Annotated in this window: 19 protein-coding genes, 1 tRNA gene and 4 pseudogenes; 18 read left to right on the top strand and 6 right to left on the bottom strand. The window is 58.1% G+C overall.

What is annotated here, in order from left to right; all coding sequences use genetic code 11:
* Nucleotides 1-18: 18 nt before the first annotated feature.
* From ACK2JC_RS02745 to ACK2JC_RS02735, 3 genes and pseudogenes are all read left to right on the top strand, one after another.
* Nucleotides 19-219, top strand: a complete 201-nt coding sequence (locus ACK2JC_RS02745) for a hypothetical protein (protein WP_368274760.1) — start codon at nucleotides 19-21, stop codon at nucleotides 217-219.
* Nucleotides 195-2,903, top strand: a pseudogene (locus ACK2JC_RS02740) (ATP-binding protein); the annotation flags it as partial. The gene ACK2JC_RS02745 and the pseudogene ACK2JC_RS02740, both read left to right, overlap by 25 nt.
* Nucleotides 2,898-3,461, top strand: a complete 564-nt coding sequence (locus ACK2JC_RS02735; RefSeq protein ID WP_411338507.1) for a response regulator — start codon at nucleotides 2,898-2,900, stop codon at nucleotides 3,459-3,461. The pseudogene ACK2JC_RS02740 and the gene ACK2JC_RS02735, both read left to right, overlap by 6 nt.
* A gap of 6 nt (nucleotides 3,462-3,467) precedes the next feature.
* Here the strand turns inward: ACK2JC_RS02735 and ACK2JC_RS02730 are convergent.
* The 3 genes and pseudogenes from ACK2JC_RS02730 to ACK2JC_RS02720 all read right to left on the bottom strand — a co-directional run bounded on the left by ACK2JC_RS02730 (nucleotide 3,468) and on the right by ACK2JC_RS02720 (nucleotide 5,562).
* Nucleotides 3,468-4,210, bottom strand: a pseudogene (locus ACK2JC_RS02730) (ABC transporter permease).
* Nucleotides 4,197-4,928: pseudogene (locus ACK2JC_RS02725) on the bottom strand (ABC transporter ATP-binding protein). The pseudogenes ACK2JC_RS02730 and ACK2JC_RS02725 overlap by 14 nt, the downstream one beginning before the upstream one ends.
* A 106-nt stretch (nucleotides 4,929-5,034) precedes the next feature.
* A complete protein-coding gene (locus ACK2JC_RS02720) occupies nucleotides 5,035-5,562 on the bottom strand; it encodes a PadR family transcriptional regulator (RefSeq protein WP_320936412.1) in 528 nt (175 codons plus the stop codon).
* Nucleotides 5,563-5,798: 236 nt separating this feature from the next.
* On the opposite strand from ACK2JC_RS02720, the gene ACK2JC_RS02715 reads away from it, so the two are divergent.
* From ACK2JC_RS02715 to ACK2JC_RS02705, 3 genes are all read left to right on the top strand, one after another.
* The gene (locus ACK2JC_RS02715; RefSeq protein WP_320936413.1) at nucleotides 5,799-7,196 is read left to right on the top strand and encodes an MATE family efflux transporter; all 1,398 of its coding nucleotides are present in this window, start codon (nucleotides 5,799-5,801) and stop codon (nucleotides 7,194-7,196) included.
* 390 nt (nucleotides 7,197-7,586) lie between these two features.
* The gene (gene uvrB, locus ACK2JC_RS02710; protein ID WP_092363191.1) at nucleotides 7,587-9,569 is read left to right on the top strand and encodes an excinuclease ABC subunit UvrB; all 1,983 of its coding nucleotides are present in this window, start codon (nucleotides 7,587-7,589) and stop codon (nucleotides 9,567-9,569) included.
* Nucleotides 9,570-9,720: 151 nt separating this feature from the next.
* Complete coding sequence (locus ACK2JC_RS02705; protein ID WP_320936414.1) at nucleotides 9,721-10,776, top strand: N-acetylmuramoyl-L-alanine amidase family protein; 1,056 nt, start codon at nucleotides 9,721-9,723, stop codon at nucleotides 10,774-10,776.
* A 160-nt stretch (nucleotides 10,777-10,936) separates the two neighbouring features.
* On the opposite strand, the gene ACK2JC_RS02700 is transcribed toward ACK2JC_RS02705, so the two are convergent.
* Nucleotides 10,937-11,884 carry a LysR family transcriptional regulator gene (locus tag ACK2JC_RS02700; RefSeq protein WP_320936415.1) on the bottom strand — a complete coding sequence of 316 codons (948 nt, stop codon included), beginning with the start codon at nucleotides 11,882-11,884 and terminating at the stop codon, nucleotides 10,937-10,939.
* Between the two features lie 214 nt (nucleotides 11,885-12,098).
* Here ACK2JC_RS02700 and ACK2JC_RS02695 point away from each other — a divergent pair, with 214 nt between their 5' ends.
* The 4 genes from ACK2JC_RS02695 to feoB all read left to right on the top strand — a co-directional run bounded on the left by ACK2JC_RS02695 (nucleotide 12,099) and on the right by feoB (nucleotide 16,576).
* Nucleotides 12,099-13,313, top strand: coding sequence for a pyridoxal phosphate-dependent aminotransferase (locus ACK2JC_RS02695; protein ID WP_276851092.1), 1,215 nt, complete (start codon nucleotides 12,099-12,101; stop codon nucleotides 13,311-13,313).
* Nucleotides 13,314-13,323: 10 nt separating this feature from the next.
* A complete protein-coding gene (locus tag ACK2JC_RS02690) occupies nucleotides 13,324-14,079 on the top strand; it encodes an aspartate dehydrogenase domain-containing protein (RefSeq protein WP_320936416.1) in 756 nt (251 codons plus the stop codon).
* 170 nt (nucleotides 14,080-14,249) lie between these two features.
* On the top strand, nucleotides 14,250-14,486 hold the full coding sequence (locus ACK2JC_RS02685) for a ferrous iron transport protein A (RefSeq protein WP_182481666.1): 237 nt from the start codon (nucleotides 14,250-14,252) through the stop codon (nucleotides 14,484-14,486).
* The gene (feoB, locus tag ACK2JC_RS02680; RefSeq protein WP_092363201.1) at nucleotides 14,483-16,576 is read left to right on the top strand and encodes a ferrous iron transport protein B; all 2,094 of its coding nucleotides are present in this window, start codon (nucleotides 14,483-14,485) and stop codon (nucleotides 16,574-16,576) included. The genes ACK2JC_RS02685 and feoB overlap by 4 nt, the downstream gene beginning before the upstream one ends.
* Here feoB and ACK2JC_RS02675 read toward each other — a convergent pair.
* On the bottom strand, nucleotides 16,573-17,487 hold the full coding sequence (locus tag ACK2JC_RS02675) for a DUF5688 family protein (protein WP_320936417.1): 915 nt from the start codon (nucleotides 17,485-17,487) through the stop codon (nucleotides 16,573-16,575). The genes feoB and ACK2JC_RS02675 overlap by 4 nt on opposite strands.
* Nucleotides 17,488-17,731: 244 nt before the next feature.
* Between ACK2JC_RS02675 and ACK2JC_RS02670 the strand changes: the two genes are divergently transcribed.
* The 4 genes from ACK2JC_RS02670 (at nucleotide 17,732) to ACK2JC_RS02655 (ending at nucleotide 20,534) form a co-directional block, all read left to right on the top strand.
* Nucleotides 17,732-19,132, top strand: coding sequence for a L,D-transpeptidase family protein (locus ACK2JC_RS02670; RefSeq protein WP_320936418.1), 1,401 nt, complete (start codon nucleotides 17,732-17,734; stop codon nucleotides 19,130-19,132).
* Nucleotides 19,133-19,151: 19 nt separating this feature from the next.
* Complete coding sequence (locus ACK2JC_RS02665) at nucleotides 19,152-19,934, top strand: threonine/serine exporter family protein (protein ID WP_092363205.1); 783 nt, start codon at nucleotides 19,152-19,154, stop codon at nucleotides 19,932-19,934.
* A complete protein-coding gene (locus ACK2JC_RS02660) occupies nucleotides 19,928-20,380 on the top strand; it encodes a threonine/serine exporter family protein (protein ID WP_092363207.1) in 453 nt (150 codons plus the stop codon). The genes ACK2JC_RS02665 and ACK2JC_RS02660 overlap by 7 nt, the downstream gene beginning before the upstream one ends.
* Nucleotides 20,381-20,462: 82 nt before the next feature.
* Nucleotides 20,463-20,534 (top strand) — tRNA-Arg (locus ACK2JC_RS02655).
* 36 nt (nucleotides 20,535-20,570) lie between these two features.
* Here the strand turns inward: ACK2JC_RS02655 and ACK2JC_RS02650 are convergent.
* Nucleotides 20,571-21,557: pseudogene (locus ACK2JC_RS02650) on the bottom strand (LysR family transcriptional regulator).
* 148 nt (nucleotides 21,558-21,705) lie between these two features.
* Here ACK2JC_RS02650 and ACK2JC_RS02645 point away from each other — a divergent pair.
* Genes ACK2JC_RS02645 through ACK2JC_RS02630 form a run of 4 tightly spaced genes read left to right on the top strand, consistent with a single transcriptional unit; the run spans nucleotide 21,706 to nucleotide 26,706 of the window.
* Nucleotides 21,706-22,677, top strand: coding sequence for a Bug family tripartite tricarboxylate transporter substrate binding protein (locus tag ACK2JC_RS02645; RefSeq protein ID WP_107435166.1), 972 nt, complete (start codon nucleotides 21,706-21,708; stop codon nucleotides 22,675-22,677).
* A gap of 39 nt (nucleotides 22,678-22,716) precedes the next feature.
* On the top strand, nucleotides 22,717-23,226 hold the full coding sequence (locus ACK2JC_RS02640) for a tripartite tricarboxylate transporter TctB family protein (protein WP_320936420.1): 510 nt from the start codon (nucleotides 22,717-22,719) through the stop codon (nucleotides 23,224-23,226).
* A 15-nt stretch (nucleotides 23,227-23,241) separates the two neighbouring features.
* Nucleotides 23,242-24,771 carry a tripartite tricarboxylate transporter permease gene (locus ACK2JC_RS02635; protein ID WP_107435164.1) on the top strand — a complete coding sequence of 510 codons (1,530 nt, stop codon included), beginning with the start codon at nucleotides 23,242-23,244 and terminating at the stop codon, nucleotides 24,769-24,771.
* A 30-nt stretch (nucleotides 24,772-24,801) separates the two neighbouring features.
* Complete coding sequence (locus ACK2JC_RS02630; RefSeq protein ID WP_320936421.1) at nucleotides 24,802-26,706, top strand: NAD(P)/FAD-dependent oxidoreductase; 1,905 nt, start codon at nucleotides 24,802-24,804, stop codon at nucleotides 26,704-26,706.
* Nucleotides 26,707-26,733: the final 27 nt, after the last annotated feature.

The raw sequence follows: 26,733 nt of genomic DNA, 5'->3' as shown, positions 1-26,733 counted from the left end.
ATCGAGGACGGGCGTTTTGTGCTCCTCTATTTCTCCGACGGAGTGATGAAGCTTTCCGGGCATACCAGGGAAGAGTACGGGCGTCTGGCTGGGCGCGATGCCATGAATCTGGTCTGTGAGCACGACCGGGACCGGGTGAGCGCCGCGGTCAGGCGGCGCTGGCCAGCGGGGAGGTGCTGGACGTATCCTACCGCATGCGCCACAAGGACGGCCACCTGATTTGGATTCACTTAAACGGCAGGAGAATCGGGCCGTTGGCGGACCGCGCGAAGTTTTACGCCGTATTTACCGGCTTGTCTGCGGAAAACCGCCTGTTTCAGAGCCTTTCAGGCGACCTGGCGGACGGGATCTATGTGATTGAGAAAGAAAATTATGACCTGCTCTACGTCAATGAGTCTAAACGGCTCTTTGCGGAGGGGCGGGAAGGGGTGGGGCAGAAATGTTACCAGGCCCTGTACGGGAAGGATGAGCCCTGTGAATACTGTTCGCTGAGGACGCGGGAGCCGGACGGACAGGAACACGAGATGATTGTGCCGGAGACCGGGCGTTTTTACAGCACGTCCTTCCGGGAGACGGACTGGAACGGGATTCCTGCCTATGTGAAGATCGTCCGGGATGTGACCGGGGCGGTTGAGCTGCGCAGGGAGAAGGAGCGGCTGGCGCAGTATTTTGAGACGGTCCTGAAAAATCTGCCCGGCGGAGTTGCGGTGGTCCGGCGCGATGCGCAGGGGAAAATGGAGCCGGAGTTCATGTCCGAGGGCTTTGCCGCCATGACGGAGATGACCATGGACCAGGCCTGGGAGCTGTACCGGCGGGATGCCATGGAGGGCGTGCATCCGGAGGACCGCGGGTATGTCAATCGGCAGATGGCGGAATACATCGCCGGGGACGAGAACCACTGCGAGATCGTCTACCGGCTGCGAAAGGGCGGCGGAGGTTACGTGTGGGTGAAAAACACTCTGTCCCTGATTCAGAGCGAGGCGGGCGAGGCCCGGGTTTATTCCGTGTACCGCGACATGACAAGGGAGCGCGAGGAGCAGAGCAGGCTGCGGCAGCAGTACAAGGATCTGATCATGCAGCACTACCAGACTCAGGGGCCGGACGCCCTGGTGCTGGGCCACTGCAATATCACCCAGAACCAGATTCTGGAGATTATCGATTATACGGATTCCAATTTGCTGGGAACCTTCGGGTCGGTGCGGGAGGACTTTTTCACCGGCCTGGGCAGTTTGGTGGTGGACGAGGAGGAACGGCGGAAATTCCTGGACATTTATCTGAACAAACCGGCGCTGGAGGCGTTTCAGAGAGGGGATGTGGAGCGGCGCCTGGAATGCTTTATGCGTCCGCCCAAGGAGGAGACGGGCCGGTATGTCCTGGTCAATATGTCCCTGGTGGCCACCCCGGACAGTGGAGACGTCACCGGAATTCTGACCGTTACGGACATTACCCGCCGGACCATTGAGGACCGGATCATGAAGCAGATATCCGCAAAGGGCTACGACTTTATCTCGGACGTGGATCTGAGGCAGGACCGGTATTACCTGCTCTCCGGCGATGAGCTGGACAGCGGAATTCGGGACGGCGGCGGCGTCTATTCCCGGCGGGTGGAGGACGTGCTGCTGCACGAGGTGGTGCCCCGGGACCGGGCGCGCATGCGCCAGGCGCTGGATCCGGCCTATATTTTGAAGAGACTGGAGCGGGAGGGCTCCTACACCCTGGCGTTTTCCATGGTGGACTTAAACGGCGGCATCCGCACCAAGAACATCACGATCTCGGCGGTGGACCTGCGTCTGTCCCGGGTCTGCGTTGCGAGGGCGGACATCACGGAATCCGTCCGGGAACAGCAGGGGATGCTCCATGTGATCGCGTATACCTTTGAGCTGGCGGGATTTATCAATATCAGCCAGAGAAGTCTGACACTTTACACCCGGGAGACGGTGCTGGAAAACCTGCCCCCTTATTTTGTGGAGCAGTACAGCGATGCCGTCGGCCGCTTTGTGGACCATCATGCCTCGGAGGCGGATCAGAAGGAAGCGCGCCGTCAGTTCCGGATTGAGATCATGAGGAAAAAACTGGAAGAAAAGCCCGGCGGATACGATTTCCTGTTCTCATGCAGCGAGAACGGGCAGGAGCGTTTCAAGCAGGTCAATGTCATGTGGGGCGATGTGAACCACGGAACTATCTGCCTGGTGCGGGCGGATGTGACGGACATGCTGGCGGCGGAGCGCCGGACCAAGCGGGAGCTGGAGAATGCGCTGGCGCGGGCCGAGGATGCGAACCGTGCCAAGAGTGATTTCCTCTCCACCATGAGCCACGATATCCGCACTCCCATGAACGCGATCATGGGTATGACCGCCCTGGCAATGGCCCATTTGGGGGATCAGGAGCGGGTGGCGGACTGCCTGCAGAAGATATCCATTTCCTCCAGGCACCTGTTGAGCCTGATCAACGATATTCTGGACATGAGCAAGATTGAGAGCTCCCAGATCACCTTGAACCGCATGCGGATTTCCATCCATGAGATGCTGGGGCAGCTCTCCGCGATTATGTCCTCCCAGGCCAGGGCGGCGGGACTTGAGTTCCGAATCCAGGCAGGAGAGATTGCGCACCCCTGCTTCTACGGGGATGCGCTGCGGATCAATCAGATCCTGATCAACATTCTGAGCAATGCGGTGAAATACACCCCGGAGGGAGGCCGCGTGGACTTTGAGGCGGAGGAGATTCCGGCCGCGGACGGGCGCTGCGCCCGGTACCGGTTTACGGTGCGCGACACTGGGGTGGGTATGACGGAAGAATTTTTGAAACATGTGTTCGAACCCTTTACCCGCAGCAGGCAGACCACCCGTGTGTAGGGAACCGGCCTGGGTCTCAGCATCACCAAGGGGCTGGTGAACCTGATGGGCGGAGCGATCTCGGTGGAGAGCCGGCTGCACCAGGGCACGGTATTTCAGGTGGAGCTGGAAGGCGAGATCGCGGAGCCCGGAGGAGAGGGCGGCGCGGAGCGTGAAGGCGGGCCGGACGGGCGGCAGTACGCGGACGAGGTGAACCGCAGGACCTTTGGCGGGCGGCTGTTTTTAGTGGCGGAGGACAACGAGATCAATGCTGAGATACTCTGCGAGCTGCTCTCCATGTATGGGGCCAAAACTGTGGTGCGCCAGGACGGAGCCCAGGCGGTGCGGGCTTTTGCGGAGGCGGCTCCCGGCACCTACGACGCCATCCTGATGGACGTCCAGATGCCGGAAATGAACGGGTACGAAGCCACCAGAGCCATCCGCAGCATGGAGCGGCCGGACGCAGCGGTTATTCCCATCATCGCCATGACGGCCAACGCTTTTGCGGAGGATGTGAAGGCGGCTATGGAGGCGGGCATGACCGCCCATGTGGCCAAGCCCATCGACGTGGAGATACTGCGGGGCAGCCTGCGGAACGTGTTGAACGGCAGCGGGAAGGGCCGGGATTAACGGCCCTTATTCCCACTTGAAGAAGCGGAGGGAAACCAGGGCGCACACCCCGGCGATGGCCGCCATGAGAAGGATCGGAAGGCGCACGCTTTCTGCGGGCAGCCCCAGAGAGGCGGCCTTTAACAGCTTGATTCCCTGAGTCAGCGGCAGGAGACCGGCCGCCTGCCTCAGGGGGCCGGGCATGACCTCATAGGGCAGCGTGGCCCCGGAGAAGATCAGCATGGGGAAATACAGAAGGCGGCAATGACCCCGGCGGTCTTGGCGTCCGGGGCGATGCCGCCCACCATCATGCCGATGGAGAACATGGATACCAGCACCAGCAGGTAGCCTCCCAGAAAGCCGGTCCACGACCCGTTAAACCGGTATCCAAAGAACAGAGCCGCGGTCAGGTACAGGGAGACCAGGGAAACGACCGCGTACAGGGTGTAGATGGAGACCTGGACCAGAAGGATCACGGCCGAGCTGACGGGGGTCACCTGGTAGCGTTTCAGAATGTGCCGGCTCCGGTATTCCGACACCACGAGCGGCAGGCCCATCACGCCGCCCGCGCAGATGGAGATGGTGGTGAGCGCCCCGAAGGACTGTTCCAGGAAGGTGTATCCGGCGCCCTCAAAGGCGGGCTTGTCCCCATACAGAATTCCCAGCAGCACCAGCACCACCAGAGGGGCGCAGATGGCGAAGATAAACATATCCATGCCCCGCAGCGACAATTTCAATTCTGTTTTTATCATAGTCTTAAATGCTCTCATGTTCCGATTCCTCCTCAGTATACCAGAGATAAGCGTCCTCCAGCTGATTGCAGGGACTGTTTTTTATGGCTTCCGATACGGTGCCGTGAAACACAGCCCTGCCTTTTTTTTAAATGCAGATCCGTTCGCACAGTTTTTCCACCTCGTCCATGAAATGGGAGGTGAGAAAAATGGTCACACCCTGTTTTTTAAGGTCTGAAAGGATGTTCCAGACCTCCCGCCTGGCCTTGGCGTCCAGTCCGGTGGTCAGCTCGTCCAGAAAGACGACTTCCGGGTTGGGGATGAGCGCCAGCACAATAAACAGGCGCTGCCGCTGTCCGCCGGACAGTTCCGTTACCGGGCAGCGTTTCTTGCCGGACAGTCCGAATTTGTCCAGCAGAGCGGCGGGGTCTGCTGGCTTCCGGTACAGGGCTGCCGTGACCTGGCAGAGCTCCCACAGCGTGATCTTGTCCTGATAGTTGGCCTCCTGAAATTGGACGCCCACCCGCTCGAAGAGTTTCCGGCGATCCGCCTCCGGGCTTAGGTCAAGAATGGAGACGCTGCCGCCGTCCGCTTTTCTGGTCCCCAGGATGCACTCGATTGCGGTGCTTTTTCCCGCGCCGTTGGCGCCCAAAAGCCCGAACACCGTGCCGCGGTCCACGGACAGGCTGAGGTGATCCACCGCCGTCAGCGCGCCGTAGGATTTTGTAAGCTGTTCTACTTTGATTACTTCCTGCATTTCATTACCTCCTTGTGATTTTGCAACAAAAGAATACCACCAACGGGAACATTGGTGGTAAAGTGGAGGGTTTTCTATGGATGGAAAATTTTTGAACGCCGGATTTTCAGCTGAAGTCCTTTTTCAGGGTGGCGATCCAGGTTTCCACGGCCTGAGCCAGCGTGTATTGCTGCCGTAACACGGCCATGCCGGTTTCGGGAATATCGGGCTCCACCTCCTTTTGGCGGATATTTTCTTCCAAATACGCCTTTAAGGTCCTGATGTTGTTCTCAATATTTGCCAGACAGCGCGCCTGGTGTTCCGGCGTCAGGCCGGCCAGATTGACGATCACGGCGTTAAAGTCCAGGAAAAAATGAATGGGCTTTTCGGAGATTTCCAGCATGAGGTTTTCCCATTGGGATTCTCCCGCCTTTGTCAGCGAGTATACCGCTTTTTCAGGCATTTTCCCCTCCCGGACCAGGGTGCTTTTGATCAGACCTTTTTCCTCCAGCTGGAGCACTTTTTTGTAGATGGAGGGGGTGCTGATTTTGACCCATCTTGAAATGTTGCGGTATTCGACCAGTTTTTGAATGTCGTAGGCGCTTAACGGTTCCTGCTTTAATATTCCCAAAACGATTAAATCAATGGTTGCCATAAGGTCCTCCTTTTGTGTCTGTAATGGATGGGATTAGGGTAATACTTGTATTTACTATAAAATATAGTAGTATAATTGGCGGGATATGTCAAGTGCGGGTGTCTGGGCAGCCGCAAAGCGCGTGTTTTGAGAGGTTCTTTGCGCTTGACTTATGCTATAATTTATAGTAATATTTATTTTGCTACTATAAATTACAGTAGATTATTGGAGTTGGAAATCGAAAGGAGAGTTTCGGTATGAAGGAGAATGAGAAAAAAATGGAATTGCTGGGAAACGCGCCGGTGCCCAGGGCACTGCTGGCGCTGGGCCTTCCAACCATGGTCGGAATGATGATCAATGCGCTGTACAATCTGGTGGACGCTTATTTTGTGGGAGGACTTGGCACAAGCCAGATGGGAGCGATCACGGTGGCGTTTCCTCTGGGTCAGGTGGTAGTCGGTTTGGGCCTGCTGTTCGGCAACGGCGCGGCGTCCTGCCTGTCCCGGCTGCTGGGACAGGGGGACCGGGAAAATGCCAACCGGGTGGCCAGCACCGCCCTGTACAGCAGCATTTTTGTGGGAGCGCTGGTCATTTTCTGCTGTGTGATCTGGCTGGAGCCGATTCTTGGGCGGCTGGGGGCGAGCGGCAGCGTGATGCCGTACGCGCTCAGCTACACGGGAATCTATATCGTCTGCTCCATTTTTAACGTGTTCAATGTCACCATGAATAATATTGTGTCGAGCGAGGGGGCGGCTAAGACCACCATGTGCGTGCTGCTTGCGGGCGCTGTGCTGAACCTTGTTCTGGACCCGATTTTCATCTATGGGCTGGATTTAGGGGTGGCCGGAGCGGCAATCGCCACGGGGATTTCACAGTGCTTTTCCGCCCTGGTCTATCTGGCCTACATACTGGGAAAACGGAGCGTGTTTCGTTTCAGCATCAGGGATTTCCGCCTGTCCGGCAACATTATGTCTGAGATTCTAAAAATTGGGATTCCAACGATGGCCTTTCAGCTGCTGACCAGCCTGTCCATGTCAATGATCAACGACAGGGCCCGGGAATATGGAGATTACGCCCTTGCGGCCATGGGGGCGGTGACAAAAATCATGTCCGTGGGAAGCCTGATGGTTTTTGGCTTTTTGAAGGGACTGCAGCCCATCGCCGGGTACAGCTATGGTTCAAATAAATATGACCGCTTGGGTGAGGCGGTGAAAATTTCCATCATCTGGTCCACGGTTTTCTGCGCTGTGTTTGGACTGGCGGCCGCGGTATTTTCCGGTCCAATGATCTCGAAGTTCACCAAGGGGGACCTGGATATGATCCGGGTGGGCCGGGCCGCGCTGCGGATCAACGGTTTGTCCTTCGTACTCTTTGGGTTTTATACGGTCTACTCATTCCTGTTTCTGGCAATGGGGAAAGCAAAAGAGGGCTGTTTTTTGGGCGCCTGCCGGCAGGGAATCTGCTTCGTGCCGGTGATCCTTATTTTGCCGGGAATCTGGGGATTAAACGGAATCCTCTACGCCCAGCCGGTGGCGGACGTGGCCGCGGCATTGATTGCAGTGGGAATGGCGGCGTATTTGCGGTGGAAATTGGCTGAGGAGCAAAAATGCGGGGCGCGGGAGAGATGTGAGGGAGGGGATGGAAGGGGAGTATAAAATTGGTAGGCGCAGGAAAGAACATTTGTTCTTGCTTGCGCCTATACTTTTTGGTGGGGGTGTGTTATAATTTTTAAGAGCAAGATATTTTCGATTCGGTATCGATCTATTAACGAAATGTTTTTTGTGGTGAGGAGATATAAGAATAAAATCATTACACATATATGGTGATTTCCGCGGGGTAAATAATAGTCAGGCTATTACAAAACATATAGAAAATATTTTGCAGAAGGAGAATTGGAGAGGAAAACAACTTGTTCTAAAATGAAACAAGTTTAGCAAGAAGGAAATCGTAAAGCTAGAAGAAATATATATGGTCTGAAAGACTTTACGAATTTCTGCCGAATAGACGCCCATTTTATCGGGTTATCAAGGAGGTAAAAACACATTATGGAGTTCAAATTACACAGTGAATATCAACCAACCGGCGACCAGCCGCAGGCGATCGAAGCCCTGGTAAAGGGCTTCAGGGAAGGCAACCAATTCGAGACGTTACTGGGGGTTACCGGCTCCGGTAAGACATTCACCATGGCCAATGTCATCCAGCAATTACAGAAGCCGACCCTCATCATCGCTCACAACAAAACGCTCGCAGCCCAGCTTTATTCCGAGTTCAAAGAGTTTTTCCCTGAGAACGCCGTGGAATACTTCGTCAGCTACTACGACTACTACCAACCCGAAGCCTACGTCCCTTCCACCGACACCTACATCGAGAAGGATTCCGCCATTAACGACGAGATCGACAAGCTGCGGCACTCGGCGACGGCGGCGTTGTCGGAGCGCAGCGACGTGATTATTGTGGCGTCGGTGTCCTGTATCTATGGGCTGGGAAGCCCCATCGATTATAAGAGCATGGTGATTTCGCTGCGGCCCGGCATGGTGAAGGACCGGGACGAGGTGATCCACAAGCTCATCGATATCCAGTACGAGCGCAATGAGATGGATTTCAAGCGGGGAACCTTCCGGGTGAGGGGGGACGTGCTGGAGATTTATCCGGCTTACTCCGACGGGGAGGCGTACCGGGTAGAATTCTTCGGCGACGAGGTGGAGCGGATTGCGGCGATCGATACCCTCACCATGGAGGTGAAGGCCCAGTTAGGCCATGTGGCGATCTTCCCGGCCTCCCATTACGTGGTGCCGAAGGAGAAGATGATGGAGGCCACGGAGAATATTCTGGCGGAGATGAAGGAGCGGGTGGCGTTTTTCAAGAGCGAGGACAAGCTGCTGGAGGCCCAGCGCATCGCAGAGCGGACCAATTTTGACGTGGAAATGATGCGGGAGACCGGATTCTGCTCCGGCATCGAAAACTACTCCCGCCACTTGACCGGCAGCGCGCCGGGGGAGCCGCCGTGTACGCTGATCGACTATTTCCCGGAGGATTTTCTGATCATCGTGGACGAGTCCCACATCACCCTGCCCCAGGTCCGCGGCATGTACGCGGGCGACCGCTCGCGCAAGAGCACGCTGGTGGAATTCGGATTCCGCCTGCCCTCAGCCCTGGACAACCGCCCGCTCAATTTCTCAGAATTTGAGAGCAAAATCGACCAGATGATGTTCGTGTCCGCCACCCCCAATGTCTATGAGCGGGACCACGAACTGCTGCGGGTGGAACAGATTATCCGGCCCACCGGTCTGCTGGACCCGGAGATTTCCGTGCGCCCGGTGGAGGGACAGATCGACGACCTGGTGTCCGAGGTGAACCGGGAGGTGGCAGGCCGCCACAAGGTGCTGATCACCACCCTGACCAAGCGTATGGCCGAGGATTTGACGGACTATATGCGGGATGTGGGCATCCGGGTGAAATACCTGCACTCCGACATCGACACCCTGGAGCGGGCCGAGATCATCCGGGACATGCGGATGGACGTGTTCGACGTGCTGGTGGGAATCAACCTGCTGCGTGAGGGCCTTGACATCCCGGAAATCACGCTGGTGGCGATTTTGGACGCGGATAAGGAAGGCTTTTTGCGGTCTGAGACCTCCCTGATTCAGACGGTAGGCCGGGCGGCCCGAAATTCCGAGGGCCATGTGATCATGTACGCGGACAAGATTACCGATTCCATGCGGGTCGCCATCGAGGAGACCAACAGGCGGCGCAAGATCCAGCAGGAGTACAACGAAGCTCACGGAATCACTCCCACCACCATCAAGAAAGCAGTCAGGGACCTGATCGCCATTTCCAAGGCGGTGACGGACAGCGACGACCGGTTTAAGAAGGATCCGGAGTCCATGGATGAGAAGGAGCTCAAGAAGCTGGCCAAGGAGCTGGAGAAGAAGATGCGCCAGGCGGCGGTGGAGCTGAACTTCGAGCAGGCGGCCAAATTGCGTGACCGGATGCTGGAAGTTAAAAAAATGCTTCAGGATTTCGAATAAATTGACAAAATGTACCTCCTTTGTCATGAAATATTAATATTGTTGTAAGATGGATGAAATTGTATATTTGTAATTCATTTTATATAATGAATATAGAAAAAGAGTGCAAATTTTTCGCCTTAATTAACAACAAATGGAGGAGGGAACAAAAATGAGGCAAAAGAGAAGAAATTGTCTGATATTCGCATTGGCGGCTGCAATGGTGGTTGGAACTGCATTTACGGCGCTGGCAGAGGACACGAAGATTGACAAGGTGAAATTGTCCGTCAGCTATGACAGAGAGCCGAAGAGCGGGGATGATATCGGAAAAGTCTATGTAAAGACAGACAGCAGTCAGTTCCGTGTGGATTATGCGGAGTACACCAACGATGCGGATACCTGGAGCGTGGGGGATGAACCTACGATCAAAGTAGAACTGTCGGCCAGGGACGGATACCGTTTCGCCTACACAAGCAAGAGCCATTTTGATGTGTCCGGCAGCGGAGCCGAATTTGACAAGGCCAAAAAATATGACGACAACTATATGGAAGTGACCATCACCCTGAAACGGATCGGCGGCAAGCTGAGCGGAGCGGAGAATCTGGAGTGGAGCGGAACGACCGCATACTGGGATTCCCTGGATGGGGCGAAGAGCTATGAGGTGCGCCTGGTACGCGACGACAAGACAGTGACCACGGTGGAGACAACCGCCACCTCCTACAATTTTGGCGGCTACTTCAACAAGGAAGGTACCTACGTGTTCCGTGTGCGTGCGATTTCCGATTACAACAACCGGGTCGGCGAGTGGTCGGAGGATTCCCCGGATTACGATGTGGATGAGGAAGACACCTGGAGAACCGGCAGTGGCAGATGGATGAGCGACCAGAACGGCTGGTGGTATGCCTATGACGGAGGCGGTTATCCGGTGGAGTGCTGGAAGCAGATCGGCGGAGCCTGGTATTATTTTGAGCGCTCCGGTTATATGGCCTCCGGTTGGAAGCGGTTGGACGGCGAGTGGTATTACCTGGCTCCCAGCGGCGCGATGACGACCGGATGGCAGATGGTTAACGGATCCTGGTACTATATGAATGGCAGCGGAGAGATGCAGACCGGCTGGCAGTACATTGGCGGAAGATGGTATTATCTGGGAACGGACGGCGCGATGTACGCGAACACCAGAACCCCGGACGGTTACTATGTGGACGGCAGCGGCGCCAGAGTCTATTGATTGGATTTGGAAAAATGGACCGCGCGGCGTGACGTCGGCAGAATCAAATAACAGTTGAAGTTCCAGGCTTCCCGGCCGGTCCGGGGAGCCTGGTTTTTTAATGAATGTAATGGGCCTCTTGTGCAGCCTGCGGGCGATTGCTGGCTGTCCGGCCCATAACTTAAGCGAAGGTTTCCCGGGCGATCCTGATAAACATTTCCATCGCCTTTGTCATCTGCTTTTTACGGGGATGGGCGATGAAAATATCCCGCCCGGCGGAGGGATCGCGCACGGGGTAATAGACTAAGGGGGAGCCGACGGTCAGAAGCAGGCGGATGACGGTGTCGGTGAGAAAGCAGCAGCCGAGCCCCTGACAGGCCATGTTGGCGACGGTGGAAAGCTGGTTTAAGTACAGGGAGGTGCGGGGGACAAAACCGGCGCGGCGGCAGATGTCCAGACTGCGGCGGTGCATGTCGTGCCCGCGCTTCAGCAGGAGAAAGGCTTCGCCGGAAAAGGCTGAAATATCCGCGCTCCCGGAATCCCTGCAAAGGTGCCGGCCGGCTAAAACCTCTTCCCGGGTCAGAGAATTTTCGGCAAACCGGCGGTTTAGCGGGTTGTCCGAGGGGACGGCTAAGAGAATGTGTTCCTCGCACAGCGTTTCCGAGGAGAACAGGGAGGCGTCATAGACTCCCGCGTCAAAGATCAGGTCGATATTGTCCTTTAAAGCTTCCTCATACAAGGCCATGGAGTCCGATTCCACTAACTCCAGATCAACGCCGGGATAGCAGGAAACGAAGGTGTGGATCACCGGCGGAAGCATGCAGGCGGAGAAAAAATTGGCGCCCGCCACCACCACGCGCCCGGAGTTCAGGCTGGCCATCTCGCTCAGGCGGCATTCCAGCTCCCGTTCCACAGCCATGATTTTTTCGACCGCCTCGATGTACAGTTTTCCGGCCTCCGTCAGGCGGATGGGAAGCGTGTTCCGGTCAAATATTTCAAAGCCGATTCCCCGCTCCGCCTTGCGGATGGAGCTGCTTAAAGCAGGCTGGGAGATGAACAGGTTTTTGGCGGCCTGGGAGAAGCTTTTCTCCTGATAAACCTCGTATATGTACCTCATTTCTTGTTTCATGGGCGTCTCCTATAAATTTAATAAATATCTCTTATATTTATATATGTATTTTATTATAAGATAAAAGACTGGTATAATCAAGGAAACGTATCCCTTATCGACAACCTGCGGTTGACAACAACGTATAATCAAGGAGATACGCCGCTTGCCGTCAACCCGGGGGGCAGCCGGCAGGAATCAAAACTTCACAAAACAGGAGAGGAAGGTACAGGAAATGGATTTGTTGACTGAGAAATTTGCGAAACTGGGGGTGGACAGCGCCCCGGGTCAGGAGAAGCTGCAGGGGGAGACAAAGCTGGATTTGCGGGGGTGCAGGCTGCCGGGGACGCCGGTGGATTTCTCCCACGGGGATGTGGATGCCTTTGAGCCGCTTCCTGGGAGCAAGGAAGCCTTTGACGCCGGGTACCTGGAGGGCGGGAGACAGGCTTACACGGAGTACCGCGGCAGCGCCTCCATCCGCGTGGATGTGGCGGAGAAGCTCTCCGCGTTTACCGGCGCGAAAATTGATCCGGCAAAAAACGTGATCCTGACGCCGGGAACCCAGGGAGCGCTGTTCCTGGCCATGGGAGCCATGGCGGCCCGGGGGGACCGGGTGGCGATTGTGGAGCCGGATTATTTTGCCAACCGCAAGCTGGCGGAATTCTTTGAGTGCACCATCGTCCCCGTGCAGATGCGCTATTTTGAGGCGGAACATGAGTCGGGCCTGGATTTGAGGGAGCTGGAGGAGGCGTTTCGCAGCGGTGTGAAGCTGTTTTTGTTCTCCAACCCCAACAATCCAACCGGCGCGGTTTACTCGGACCGGGAGATCCGGCAGATCGCAGCGCTGGCCAGGGCCTACGGCGTGTCCCTGATTGTGGATGAGCTGTATTCCCGGCAGCTCTTCGACGGGAGGGGCTACACCCATCTGTGCGCTTTGGAGGAGGGGCCGGAGGAGATGGTCACGATCATCGGACCTTCAAAGACCGAGTCCTTAAGCGGATACCGGCTGGGCGCAGCCTTCGGGTCCGAGGCTGTGATCGCCCGGATGGAAAAGCTGCAGGCCATCGTTTCCCTGCGGGCCGCGGGATACTGCCAGGCAGTGTTTAAGGTATGGTTTGCGGAGCCGGAGGGTTTTATGGAGCGGCGGATTCTGGAACATCAGGCGATCCGGGATGCGCTGGTGAAAACGTTCCGGGCGGTGCCGGGCGTGCGGGTGCGTCCTGCGGATGCGGGCAGCTATCTGTTCGTGCAGCTGCCGCCGCTGGACGTTTCCATCGGGGAATTCGTAAAAATTGTGCGCCGCCTGGCGGATGTGACCGTGACGCCGGGAACGGAGTTCGGCCCTGGATTTACGGACAGCTTCCGCATCAATTTTTCGCAGGATAAGACGGCGGCTCTTGCCGCAGTAGACCGTCTTTTAGCGGTGATGGAACGCTACCGCAGATCGTGAGGAGGAGAATATGAGACGAATCGGATTTTTGGGCTGCGGAAAAATCGGCAGAGCCCTTGTGCGCCACATCGCCGAGCGGGAGGACATGGCGGTGGAATTTATTCAGGATCCAGGCTTTACAAACGATATCGGGATTCAATGCCCCGTGCTCGCGAAGGCGGACGAGGCGGCTTTTGCCGGGGCGGATCTGATCGTGGAGTGCGCGACCGCCCAGGTGCTGTCGGAGAATCTGGAGCTGATTCTGGCCCACTGCGACCTGATGATGTTCTCCGTGACTGCGTTTGGGGATCCGGACTTTGAGCGGCGGGCGAAAGCGCTGTGCGGGACCTACGGAAGAACAATTTTTATCCCCCACGGGGCGATTCTGGGGCTGGACGGCATTTTCGACGGAGGGCCGGTCTGGCGTCAGGTGACGGTTGAGACGGTTAAGAGTCCATCGAGTCTGGGACGCCAGGACAACCGCAGGTCCGTGGTTTATGAGGGGCCCACCCGGGAGGCGTGCGTGCATTTTCCAAGAAATGTAAATGTCCACGCGGCCGTGGCCCTGGCCGGAATCGGCTTTGACCGGACCATTTCCCGGATCATTTCCGACCCGGAGGTCTCCACCAACGCGCACCGCATTTCCTTGAGCGGCGATGGAATCTCCATCACGCTGGATATCAGCAGCTATGCAGCGGGAGCCGTGACCGGTGCCTACACCCCGTACTCGGCCTGCGGAAGCCTGGACCGGGCGCTGGGGAACGGCGCGGGCCTTCGGTTTGTGTAGCCCGGTCCGGCCATTCCGGCGCGGTCCGGGAAATAATAGGGCAAACGCCGCCGAAACCACCGGAATCCTGTTGACAATTAATCGCAACTAATCTAAAATAGGAAACGTCTAAGGAGTTTGTCGAGACAAACTCCGGCCGCGCAGGCGGTAAACCGGACGGAATGGATGGGATTGTGATGAAATTATGTGAGTGTGAGATCGGCAGGAGCTACCTCGTGGAGGACGTACTGGTGGATGAAGCCATCACCAGACGCCTGGAAGCGCTGGGCGTCAACGAAGGAACTCCGGTGCTGATTTTGAATAAAAAGGGCAGCGGAAGCGTGATCGTCAAGGTGCGGGGAACCCGCCTGGCTATGGGGAGAAAGCTTTCGGAGGGAATCTGTGTGGAGGAGGTGGCGCAGTTATGAGCCAGCAGGAGAGAGCGGAGGGCAGGACAAAGTACGGCAGCGTTCCCTATGCGGCGCCACGGCAGCCTCAGCCCCGCCAGATTCGCCACGGCATCGACAAGCGGCCCATCCGGGTGGGATTTGTGGGCAATCCCAACTGCGGAAAGACCACGCTGTTTAACGCCTTTACCGGCGCCAAGCTGAAGGTGGCCAACTGGCCGGGTGTCACGGTGGAGCGGGTGGAGGGGGAGACCAATTACAAGGGCCGCCCCATCAAGGTGATCGACCTGCCCGGCATCTACAGTCTGACCTCCTACACCATCGAGGAGAAGGTGACCCGCAAGTGCATCGAGGACGGCGAGGTGGACGTGATCATCAATGTGGTGGACGCCTCCTCGCTGGAGCGCAATCTCTACCTCACCATGCAGCTGATCGAGCTGAAAAAGCCGGTGATCCTGGCCCTCAACATGATGGACATCGTGGAGGAGCGGGGCATGGAGATCGACATGCACCGCCTTCCGGAGATGCTGGGCGGAATCCCGGTGGTCCCGGTATCCGCCAGAAAGCGCACCGGCCTGGACGTGCTGATGCACGCGGTGGTCCACCACTATGAGGAGGAGCCTCAGGGCGTGGTTATCCACTACAGTCCCCAGGTGGAGGAAAAGATCACCCGCATCGAGGGGGAGCTGCGCAGGCATTACGGCGAGATGGACAACATGCGCTGGCACGCCATCAAGTTTCTGGAATTCGACGAGGTGGTCACAAGCGACCATCCCCTGGACGTAAGCGGGATTCTGGACCACAACTATGAAAAGCAGATCATCAATGAAAAGTACGACTACATAGAAGAGGTGATTCAGGAGTGCCTGATGAACAAGGAGGAGAAGGCAGCTACCACGGACAAGGCGGACCGGATTCTGACCCACCGCATCTGGGGGATTCCCGTGTTCCTGGGAATTATGGCTCTGGTATTCTTTCTCACCTTCACGGTGGGCGATTTCCTGAAAGGGTACTTCCAGGTGGGGCTGGACTGGTTTTCCCAGGCGGTGGTGGCCGGGCTTGCAAGCGTTCACGCCTCCAGCTGGCTGACGTCTCTGATTGTGGACGGCATCATCGCCGGGGTGGGCGGCATCCTGACCTTCCTGCCCAATATATTCATTCTGTTCCTGGCCCTGGCCTTTTTGGAGGACAGCGGTTACATGGCCAGGGTGGCCTACGTGATGAATGAGACCATGGGAATGGTGGGCCTTTCCGGCAAGGCGTTTCTGCCGATGCTTCTGGGCTTCGGCTGCACGGTGCCCGCGGTGATGGCTACCCGGGCGCTGGAGAGCGTGCGCGACCGTCGGCGGACCATCCTCATCACGCCCTTTATGTCCTGCTCCGCCAGACTGCCCATCTACGTGCTGTTCGCGGAGATGTTTTTCCCAAGGCACGCGCTGTTTGTGGCGTACTCCCTGTATCTGATCGGCCTGGTGATGGCCATTCTGGTGGCCTTTATCCTGCACAAGAATTCCCGGGGGACCCGGTCGGAGAACGCGCTGCTCATCGAGCTGCCGGAATACAAGACGCCCAACGGCCGGACCGTGGCCATCTATGTGTGGGATAAGGTGAAGGACTATCTGAGCAAGGCCGGAACCACGATCTTTATCGCCTCCATCGTGCTGTGGTTTGTGTTGAACACCGGCACCACGGGCTTTGTGTCAGATGTGCAGGACAGCTTTGCGGCCATGATCGGCCATGTGCTGGTGCCGGTGCTGCGTCCGGCGGGCCTGGGCCTGTGGCAGGTGGCGGTGGCGCTGATCTCAGGTTTGTCCGCCAAGGAGGTGGTGGTCTCCAGCTTCAGCGTGCTTTTTGGAATCAGCAACGTGAACTCGGCCGCGGGAATGGGAGAGCTGTCCGCCCAGCTGACGTCCATGGGCTTTGGCGGGGTTAACGCCTACGCGCTCATGATCTTCTGCCTGATGTACAGCCCCTGCATCGCCGCGGTGGCCACCATCAAGCGGGAGACCGGCTCCTGGCGGTGGACTCTGGGAATGGTGCTGTTCCAGCTTTTGGTAGCCTGGGCCGCCGCGGTGCTGGTGTTCCAGGTGGGAAGCCTGCTGTTTGGTTAATCGGAACATGCCTGCAGCGGGCCGGTGACCACCGGCGCAATCCGCAGCCGTCCGGTGGAACGGGAGAAGAGATAGACGTTGTTGGACAGCCGCTCTTCCGGATCCACCTCGGTGCGGTTGATGGACGCCACGGTGAGGCACAGCTCCTCATAATTTTGATCTCCCCGGTCGGGGAGCAGCAGGACTTCGTGTATGCTGGAGGGAAGGACCAAAAGATTGGCCTTCATCCGGTCCGCGAAGTCCTTTAATATATCCGTGTAGAGCATGCAGGCGGCTCCGGAGATCCCGTTCTGGTTGGAGAGAATGTACAGGGGAGGACCGGCCTCCCGCCTGCCGGAACGCATCAGTTCCCCCAGCGCCTCACCGATGGAGAGGATTCGGGCAGGGAACAGGCGGGGCGTATTTTCATCCGCCAGACGGGACAGGGTTTCCAGGTCCATCCCCCAGTGGGCCAGATGGGCGCTGGTGATGCGCACGGTCATTGCGCCCCGTTCGTCCGCACCCAGGTCCAGGAAAAATACCTTGGCCAGGTCCAGCACAGGGACATGGGGCAGGGTTTTAAGCAGTTCCCGGTTGGACTGGGCGTTGATCAGGCGGTACGCCACCCGGGGACGCACCGATTCCGCACGTTCCAGGAGATTTAAGTCAAAGGGAGTGTTTGCCAGGCTCTGGCGGTAAAGGCTCAGAAGTTCGTCGAGAAGCTGTTCCAGAGGCGTTCCGTTCTGGAAGCGCTGGTAACAGGAGTTTAAGTAGAGGGTGGGCGCCACACGGGAACCCTTTTCACAGATGCTCAGCCCGTCCAGGCTCAGCCCGTTATTGCGGGGGATCCGGTGGATGGTCAGGACATAACCGTCCCCCAGCCGTTTCTCCAGCTGCTGTCTGACTGCGGATAAAAAGGTGTGATAGAGCATAGATTTGACCTCCTTACAGGTATAAAAGATTTACAGAAACAAAAGATACATAATAGAAGAACGGCGCGGACGCGCCGGAAAGAAGTGTATCCAGCTTAATCCACAGATTGCGGATTGTCAAGTCCTGTAGGAAAATATCGTAATTTTTAAGAGAAAAGTTATTGTAGTTGACAGCCAGAATATGGTATATATAGAGGGCAGCATAATTTAATCTGTGAATATATGGAAGAAAAGGTCAGTTAACATGATGAAAATGAGACAAGCAGTTCGAAGCCTGTTGGCGGCTGCGGCGTTGTCCGCGGCATTTGGCATGACTGCGCTGGCGGACGATACCACTCAATTCGTCCCCGGGACCACGGTGAACGGCCTGGGAATCGGCGGAATGACGGTGGAGCAGGCCAAGGCCAGCGTGGAAGGATTTTACGACAGCAACTACCAGCTTGAGATAAAAAAGAAAAATGGCACCAAGGATTATATTAAGGGAGCTGAGATCGGCTATAAGGTGACGCTTCCCGCGGGGCTGGAGGAGATTCTGGCCGGACAGAACGCCACCGGGCGGATTTCCGGCCCTGCGGCGGACAACTCCCACACCATGGATATGAGCACGGCTTATGATGCGCAGGCCCTGGAGGACCGGATCGCGGCGCTTCCCTGCCTTTCCGGTTCAGGGATCGTGACCACGGCGGATGCGCGGATTTCCGACTACGAGGCCGGGAAAGAGTTTACCATCATCCCGGAGGTGGAGGGCAACAATCTGGATGCAGAGCGGACCGCGGCTGCGATCCGGGAGGCGGTGGCTGCCGGAGAACGGCAGCTGGATCTGACGGCGGCGGGGCTGTATTACCAGGTCCAGGTGCGCGCGGATGACCCCGGGCTGAGAGCGCTCTGCGATACCATGAACCGTTACCGCGCCATGACCGTTACCTATCAGGTCGGGGAAGAGTCGGAGGTGCTGGACGGCGGCACCATCTGCTCCTGGCTGTCCGTGGGGACCGACGGACAGGTAATTGCCGACCCCGCAGGAGTGACCGGGTTCGTGCAGGCTCTGGCGGCCAAGTACGATACCGCGGGCAAAGAGCGGACCTTCCACACCGCGGACGGCCGTGACATCCCCCTCACCGGGCCTTACGGATGGAAGCTGGATCAGGCCGCGGAGGTGCAGGCGCTGACCGAATATCTGAAGTCCACGGACAGCCAGACCCGCGAGCCGGTGTTCGCCCAGACGGCGGCCAGCCGGACGGAGCCGGAGTGGGGCGCCACCTATGTGGAGATCGATCTGACCAACCAGCACGTGTACATGACAAAGGACGGGGCGGTGGTCTGGGACGCGCCCTGCGTGACGGGAAATGTGTCCAAGAACTATACCACGCCTCCGGGAATCTATTCCCTGACCTACAAGGAGCAGGACCGCATCCTGCGCGGGCCCAAGAAGGCGGACGGGAGCTATGAGTACGAGAGCCATGTGGATTTCTGGATGCCCTTTAACGGAGGGATCGGGCTGCACGACGCCAACTGGAGAGGCAGCTTCGGCGGAAGGATCTATCAGACCTCGGGCAGCCACGGCTGCGTGAACCTGCCGCCGGACCGGGCGAAGATTCTCTACGGCCTTGTGGAAAAGGGGATGCCGGTGATCTGCTACAACTGATGTTTTTACAGGTGATAACATGGAAAATCGGGACAGGGAGCTGGCGAAGGCCGCCATGCTGGCCGGGGAGATTATGCTGGTCAGCGGGGCGGAGATCGCCAGAATCGAGGAGACCATCCACTATATTTTGAGCGTTGCGGACCGGGAGGCCCAGACCATGGTGTTCAGCACCGGTATTTTCGTCACCCTGCGGGAAGCGGGGGAGGAGCCGGTCACCCTGGTGCGCCGGGTCACGGACCGAGCCACCAATTTAAACAGGATCTGCCAGGTGAATGAGGTTTCGCGCCGGATCTGCGCGGGCACGCTCGCCGTGCCGGAAGCGCTGGCGCGTCTGGAGGAGATCAAACGCGTCAACCAGTACGGTTTGGCGGCGAAGGGGGTCAGCTATATCTGGGTGGCCTTCTTTTTTGGCATCGTGCTGGGGGGAACGCCCTGGGACTGCCTGGGGGCGGCTCTGGTGGGAGCGGCTTTGGGCGCGGTGGTGTACGCCTCGTCGCGCCTGGGGCTCAACGGCTTCTGCGTTAACGCTCTGGGGGCCTTTGCCTGCGGGATCACGGCGCTGCTGCTGAACCGCTTCGCCCTGCCCCAGACAAGCCGCGATATTGTGATCGTCAGCTCCATTATGCCCCTGGTGCCCGGTGTGATCTTTACCACCGCGGTCCGCGACACGCTGAACGGGGATTACTCCTCCGGCGCGGCGCGGATGCTGGAGGCGGCCGTGGTGGCCCTGGCCGTGGCGGCGGGCGTTGGCGCCAGCATGGCCCTGTTCCGCTATTTGACGGGAGGTGGGGCGGCATGGTGATGGTGATTCAGACCATTGGCGCGTTCTTTGCGGTGGCCAGCTTTACGCGGATTCTGGAGCTGCCCAGGCGCTTTCTGATGTGGTATGGAACCGCGGGAGCTTTGTGCTGGCTGGTCTATCTGAACGTCAGGGACGGAGCCGGTTCCAAGATTCTGGCCGCCTTTGCGGCCGGCCTGGCGGTGGCGGTGTTCAGCCACCTGGCGGCCCGGCTTTTGAAGGCTCCGGTGACGGTTTTCCTGATTCCGGGTATTCTGCCCCTGGTGCCGGGGGCATCCATCTACAACAGCGTTTACTACATGATTCAGGACAACCAGCCCCAGTCCTCCCACTACCTGGCGGAGACGCTGCAGATCGCGGGAGCCATCGCCATGGCGGTATTTCTGGTGGATTCCCTGTTTCATATGCTGAGGGCGGGAAAGAACCGGCGCGGGGAAAAACAGGGCTAAGATGCGGAATTGTGCGAGCAGATGGAAAAATTTGAAAAAAAGACTTGAATTTTTGAGCCAAGTGTAGTATTATACAGGAGATGCGTCTGTAGCTCAGTGGATAGAGCAGTGGCCTCCGGAGCCGCGTGCGTAGGTTCGATTCCTATCAGACGCATTTTTTGATGCAACGGCGATGCCGCAGAATTGGGAGTTATACTCCTGGTTCTGCGGCATTTTGCGTATCCGGGGAGGGAATGGAGACGGCTCCGGCGGCGAGGCTTCCGTCCGTCTGGGGCTGCCCTGCGAACAGCCCGCAGGCCACTCCGATAAATTCCGCGGCGGCGGCGGTCAGCTCCCGCTCGGGATCACGGGCGATCACAAAGGTCTGCCGGGCCTGCAGGTCCTTCAGGCGGTAGCAGACGATTTTTCTGCCCAGGTCTTCGGGGCGGACCAGAGTGGCGGGGATGAAGCCCACGCCGGTGTTCTTGGCGATCAGCGCGTACAGCGTGTCCAGGGAATTGATCTCGATCAAGTTTACCGGGGGAAAGAGGCTGCCGCAGATATCCAGGCAGACCCTGGCGAACTTGCCGTTTTTCCGGGTGATGATAAAAGTCTCGTTCTCCAGCAGCGCCAGCTCCCGGACGGTGAGCTCTCCTGGGGGAAACTGGCCGGCAAAGGGGTGGGACGCGGGGAGCGCCAGCAGGATTTACTCGGAGAACAGCTCTCGGGCCGTCAGCCTGGGGGAGTGGACGGGCAGCGGCATGATACAGAAATCCAGAGCGCCCGCCAGAACCTTTTCTTCCAGCTCGTCCGAGTGGGCGCTGACAAAGGTGATGCTGGTCTGGGGATAGCTGGCGGAATAGTGCTTGACCAGCATGGGGATCACATACTTCTCGTGGAGTGTGGTGATCCCTATTTTCAGATTGCGGCGGTCCGCCTGGGCGTAACCGGCCAGGGTTTCCTTTATCGTCCGGCAGTGAAAGAGAATGGTCTGGGCCTCCGCCACCATAGCCTGTCCGGCGGGCGTCAGAGTCACCCCGCCGGTTTGGCGGGCCAGCAGTGGGACGGAAAATTCCCGCTCCAGACGGCTGACCGCATGGCTTAAGGCTGATTGGGTGATGCCCAGCTGCCTGGCCGCCCGGGAGAGGCTTCCGCAGCCGGCAATCTGCGTCATGTAATACAGGTCTTTTAACAGCATCGGAATCCCTCCTGTGCGCTTCAATGGGTATGAATATAATTCATGTACATATTGTATATGCATATTTTATAATTGTCAATTTACATGGTAATATTTAATAAACCAAACGGGAATTCAGTCTATTTTTTGAGAAGAAGGAGGATTTATTATGTGGAAACGGTTGGGAAGTCTGACGCTTGCCATGACGGTGGCGGGGATGTGTTTAGCGGGATGTTCCGGGGGGACGTCCGCCAAGGCCGGGAAAACGTACCCGGAGCGCAAGGTTGAGATCATCGTGGGCTTTGGCGCCGGGTCCGGCACGGACATCACGGCCAGAGCCTTGAGCGAGCCGCTGTCCAAGGTGCTGGGGGTTCCGGTGGTGGTGACCAATATCGAGGGCTCCCAGGGGCTCAACGGCCTGGAATATGTGTACAAGCAGCCCGCGGACGGCTACACGCTGTTTCTGACCACCCAGACCCAGCTTATCACCCAGATCAACGGCCTGTCCGAGATCAAGTTTACCGAGGAGTTCATGCCGGTCAGCCGCCTGGTGCACGACGTGACCCTGATCACGGGAAACGGACAGGGACGGTTTAAGGATTTCGATGAGATGAAGGCCCTGGCTGAGGCCAATCCCAAAGATGTAAAGATCGCCGGTCTGGCGGCCACCGGTTTGGACGGCATGATCATCAAGCAGTTTGTGGAATCCTCCGGACTGGAGCTGGATCTGATCAGCTTCGGGGGGACGGGAGAGTGCAAATCCGCGCTGTTGGGCGGACATGTGGACCTGAGCATCGACGATGTGGCCACGGCCAAGCCTCTGATCGAGGACGGCGAGCTGACCGGTATCGTGGTGCTGGCCGAAGAGCGGCTGCCCGGCCTTCCCGACGTGCCCTGTTCCGTGGAAAAGGGCATCGATGCCACCATAGGCGCATGGCGGGGGCTTTCGGTGAAAAAGGGGACGGACCCCGAGGTCATAAAGACCTTGGAGGAAGCCATTGTAAAGGCCATGGAGGACCCGGCCTGGAAGGAATTTGTGGAGACTGGGATGCTGGACCAGAGGCCGGGGTATGCGAACTCCGAAGAATTTGGAAAGATTTGGGAAGAAGAGTACGCGTTCTTTGAGACTATGGTGGAATAGGAGAGGGATTCATTTGGGATTGAGAGAGGGGATGGTGTGATGGCGGGAGATATTGCGGTGTGCGCACTGCTGATACTGTTTTGCCTGTTTTGTCTGTTTAATCTGATGTTCGGCATGGGAAATGTGATGGAGTACGATCCCATGGGCCCCAGGGCCTGGCCGGTGTTTCTGCTGGTGCTGCTGATCGCGCTGCTGGCGCTCAACATATTCCTGTCGCTTAGGGCATCGCGCCGACAGACGGCGGCGGGGGAAGCCGCCCGGACGGAAAGCGCGGGGGAGGGGAAGAAACTTCAAAAGCTGGCCTGGTCGGCCCTTGGGATGTTCGTCTACATTACGCTGATGGACAAGATCGGCTTTGTATGTTCCACGCCGCTGTTTGTTGCCTACTATATGACGCTGCTGGGGAACCGCAGCTGGAAGATGCGGCTTCTGACCGCAGCGCTGTCCACGGCCGCGCTGTACATCCTGTTTTCGCGGTTTTTGCAGGTGCCGCTTCCCAGGGGATACGGAATGTTCCGGGATCTGTCGCTGTTCTTTGAGACGCTGTAGAGAGGGGGCGGGTAAATGTTTGATATGGTTGCAACCGGATTCTCCATTGTGCTGGAGCCGGCCACATTTTTAATTATTTTTCTGGGAATCATCGCAGGCACGATATTCGGCTCCATGCCCGGGGTCAGCGCCTCCATGGCCATCGCCCTGTGCGTGCCCTTCACCTATGTGATGCGGCCCGTGGTGTCCATCGCGTTTCTGGTGGCGGTCTACTGTTCGTCCATCACCGGCGGCGGAATCACGGCCATTCTGTTCAAGATACCGGGGACGCCCTCCAGCGCTCCCACCACCTTTGACGGTTACCCGCTGGCCGTTCAGGGCCGGGCCGGGGAGGCGCTGGGAACCTCCATCATCTGTTCGGCCATCGGCGGCGTGGTCTCGGCCTGCGCCATGTTCTTACTGTCCCCGCAGCTCTCCTCTCTGGGGCTGAAATTCGGCCCGTCGGAGCTGTTTGCGGTCAGCTTTCTGGGACTGAGCGTTCTGACCTGTCTGGAGCCGGACAATATGCTCAAAACCCTGATCTCCGGCCTGCTGGGCCTGTTTATCGCCACCATCGGCACGGACCCCATCGTGGGCTGCGCCAGATTGACCTTTGGCCGGACGGAGCTTCTGGGGGGCTTTGACATGATCCCGATCATGATCGGCATGTTCGCCGTTTCCGAGGTATTTAAACAGACCATCAAACCCATCAGCCTGGGGGAGATGGTGGGCGGAGGAAGCAAGGTCAAAACAAAAATGATCAGCTTCCGCCAGATGATGGAGATCAAGTGGACCGTGGTCCGCTCCTCCATTCTGGGAACTGTTGTGGGAATTCTGCCCGGGGCTGGTTCCACCATCGCAGCGTTTTTGAGCTATGTGGCGGAGGTCAAGACCTCCAAGACGCCGGAGCGCTATGGTAAAGGCGAGCTGCGGGGCGTGGCCGCCTCGGAGACGGCCAACAACGCGGCCACCGGCGGCTCCATGGTTCCCCTGCTGAGCCTGGGGATTCCCGGGGGAAACGCAGCGGCCATCATGATGTCGGCGCTGATGCTCCAGGGCGTCCAGCTGGGCCCCATTTTGCAGAAGACCCAGCCGGAATTTCTCTCCAGCGTGTACGCCTCCATGATCGTGACCAACATTCCGATGATCGTGGTGGCCGTGGCGGTGGCCAGGATTTTCAGCAAGATCATGAACGTGCCCTACGCCATTTTGGGGACCCTGATCGCGGTGTTCGCCGTGATCGGCAGCTTCGCGGTGCAGAACAGCGTGTTCGACGTCTACATCATGCTGGGAGCAGGCCTTGTGGGGTATGTGTTCAGCAAATGCAAGTTCAATCCGGCGGCCCTGATTTTAGGGCTGGTGCTGGGAAATATCTGTGAGTCCAATCTGCGGCGCGCGGTGAAGCTGACCCAGGGGGATGTGATCCTGGCGCTCTCCAAGCCCATCACGGCGTCCCTGCTGGCGATCTGTGTGGCGGTGCTGCTGTATCCGGTTGTGAAGAAAATGCTGTTCTCCCGCAGTGCGGGAAACGGCCGGGCCGGAAAATCTGAGAATCAGTCAAAATAAAAATGTAACGGGATAGAGGAGATAGAATTTATGAAAGAGAAGATTATTTTAAGCCCCATTCAGATCGGACCGGTGACCGTCAAGAACCGGGTGATATTCCCCTCCATGTGCACGTTCTTCTGCGACGGACGTGGATATGTCACGGAGGACCAGATGGACTTTGTGGAGGACCTGGCAAAGGGCGGGGCCGGGCTCATCGTGGTTCCGGGCAGCCCCCACGGAAAGCCGGGACCGGGCCGTCCGGCTCTGTCCGACGACCGGTATATGCCGGGCTGGAAGGCCATGGCGGACACGGCCCACCGCTACGGCGCGAAGCTGTTCTGCCAGCTCCACCCGGCGGCGGTACAGGCCGGCCGCGACAAGGTGGTGAAGGCGGTGGAGGATTACAGCAGGGAGTTTCTGGCCGAGCTGGTGGACAGCTATGCCAGGGAAGCGCGCCGCTGCCAGCTCTCCGGCGTGGACGGGGTGGAGATCCACGGCGCCCATGCCCATGAGATCGCCCAGTTCATGTCCCCGCGGTATAACCAGAGAACGGACGAGTACGGTGGAGATTATAAGGGACGCGCCCGCTATTCCCTGGAGATCGTCCGGGCCATCAAGGTCCTCTGCGGGCCAGAGTACCCAGTGGTGTTCCGCATCAGCGGCGACGAGATGGTGGAGCGGGGCAGAAAGCTGCCTGAGACCATTGAGATCATTAAACTTCTGGTGGAGGCGGGCATAGACGCGGTTCACGTATCCATCGGTATGCCGGAGTCCGAGGAGTATATGTGCGCGCCTATGGATATCCCGGACGGGTTCAATACGGCCGCCGCCGAGGCGGTGAAACGGGAGGTAAAGATTCCGGTGATCACGGTGGGACGGATCACCACCATGGAGCAGGCGGAGGAGATTCTGGAGCAGGGTAAGGCGGACCTGACGGCCATCGGCAGGGCGCAGCTGGCGGACCCCGGGCTGGTGAACAAGTACATGGGGTTGGATTCTGCGCCGGTGCGCCGTTGTATCGGCTGCAACCAGGGCTGCCGGGCCGCCACCGTGCGCAAGAAGATCCGCTGTATGCAGAACGTGCGGATCGGCAACGAGAAGGCGCTGACCTTCGCCCCGCCGTCCCCGGCGCTTGAGGCGAAGAAGGTGGTGATCGTGGGCGCTGGCCCGGCCGGTCTGGAGGCGGCGGCCATGCTGGCGGAGCACGGGGTGAAAAACCTGGTGATTTTTGAACAGGAGAGCCGTCCGGGCGGGAAGATCAACCTGGCCCAGATACCGCCCTTTAAGGCCAACATGGAATTTCTGACCGGTTACCGGCTGGAGGTATTAAAACGCCATGGCGTTGAAATCCGCCTGAACGTACGGGCGGACGTATCGATGATCGCGGCTGAGGAGCCGGACGCGGTGATCCTGGCCACGGGCAGCTCGCCGCTTATTCCGCCGATCCCCGGCATCGAGGGGGCGGGCATTTACACGGGCGACCAGGCGCTGGAGGGCGGCATGGAGCTGGGAGAGCGCATCGCCATCCTGGGCGGCGGCCTGATCGGCTGCGAGACTGCGGAGCATTTCGCCTCCATGGGCAGGCAGGTGGAAATCTTTGAGATGAGAGACGATGTGGCCATGGAGCTGACGGAGAGCCGGAGAATCTTTATGCTGAAACGGCTGAAGGAGCTGGAAATTCCCATTCACACGGGGATGAGGGTGGAGGAGATCGCCCTTCCGCGCCTGACCGTATCGGGCGGACAGGGGGAGAAACGGCAGATGGACGGATTTGACAGCGTGATCATTGCCGCCGGGCGCAGGCCGGAGTCGGGACTTCTGGAGGAAGTGAGGGAGGCTCTGCCGGGAACGCGGGTATACACGGTGGGGGATGTGAACGTACCGGGGCTGGCCATCGAGGCGGTCCATGAGGCGGCCTTCGCGGCGGCGGAAATTTTGAGAGAATTTGCATAGTCATACAATTTAAAATCAGGGGCAGAT

It is taken from the genome of Enterocloster lavalensis (genome assembly GCF_046603895.1).
Lineage (GTDB): Bacteria > Bacillota > Clostridia > Lachnospirales > Lachnospiraceae > Enterocloster > Enterocloster lavalensis.
This window is presented reverse-complemented; position numbering and strand designations above follow the sequence as displayed.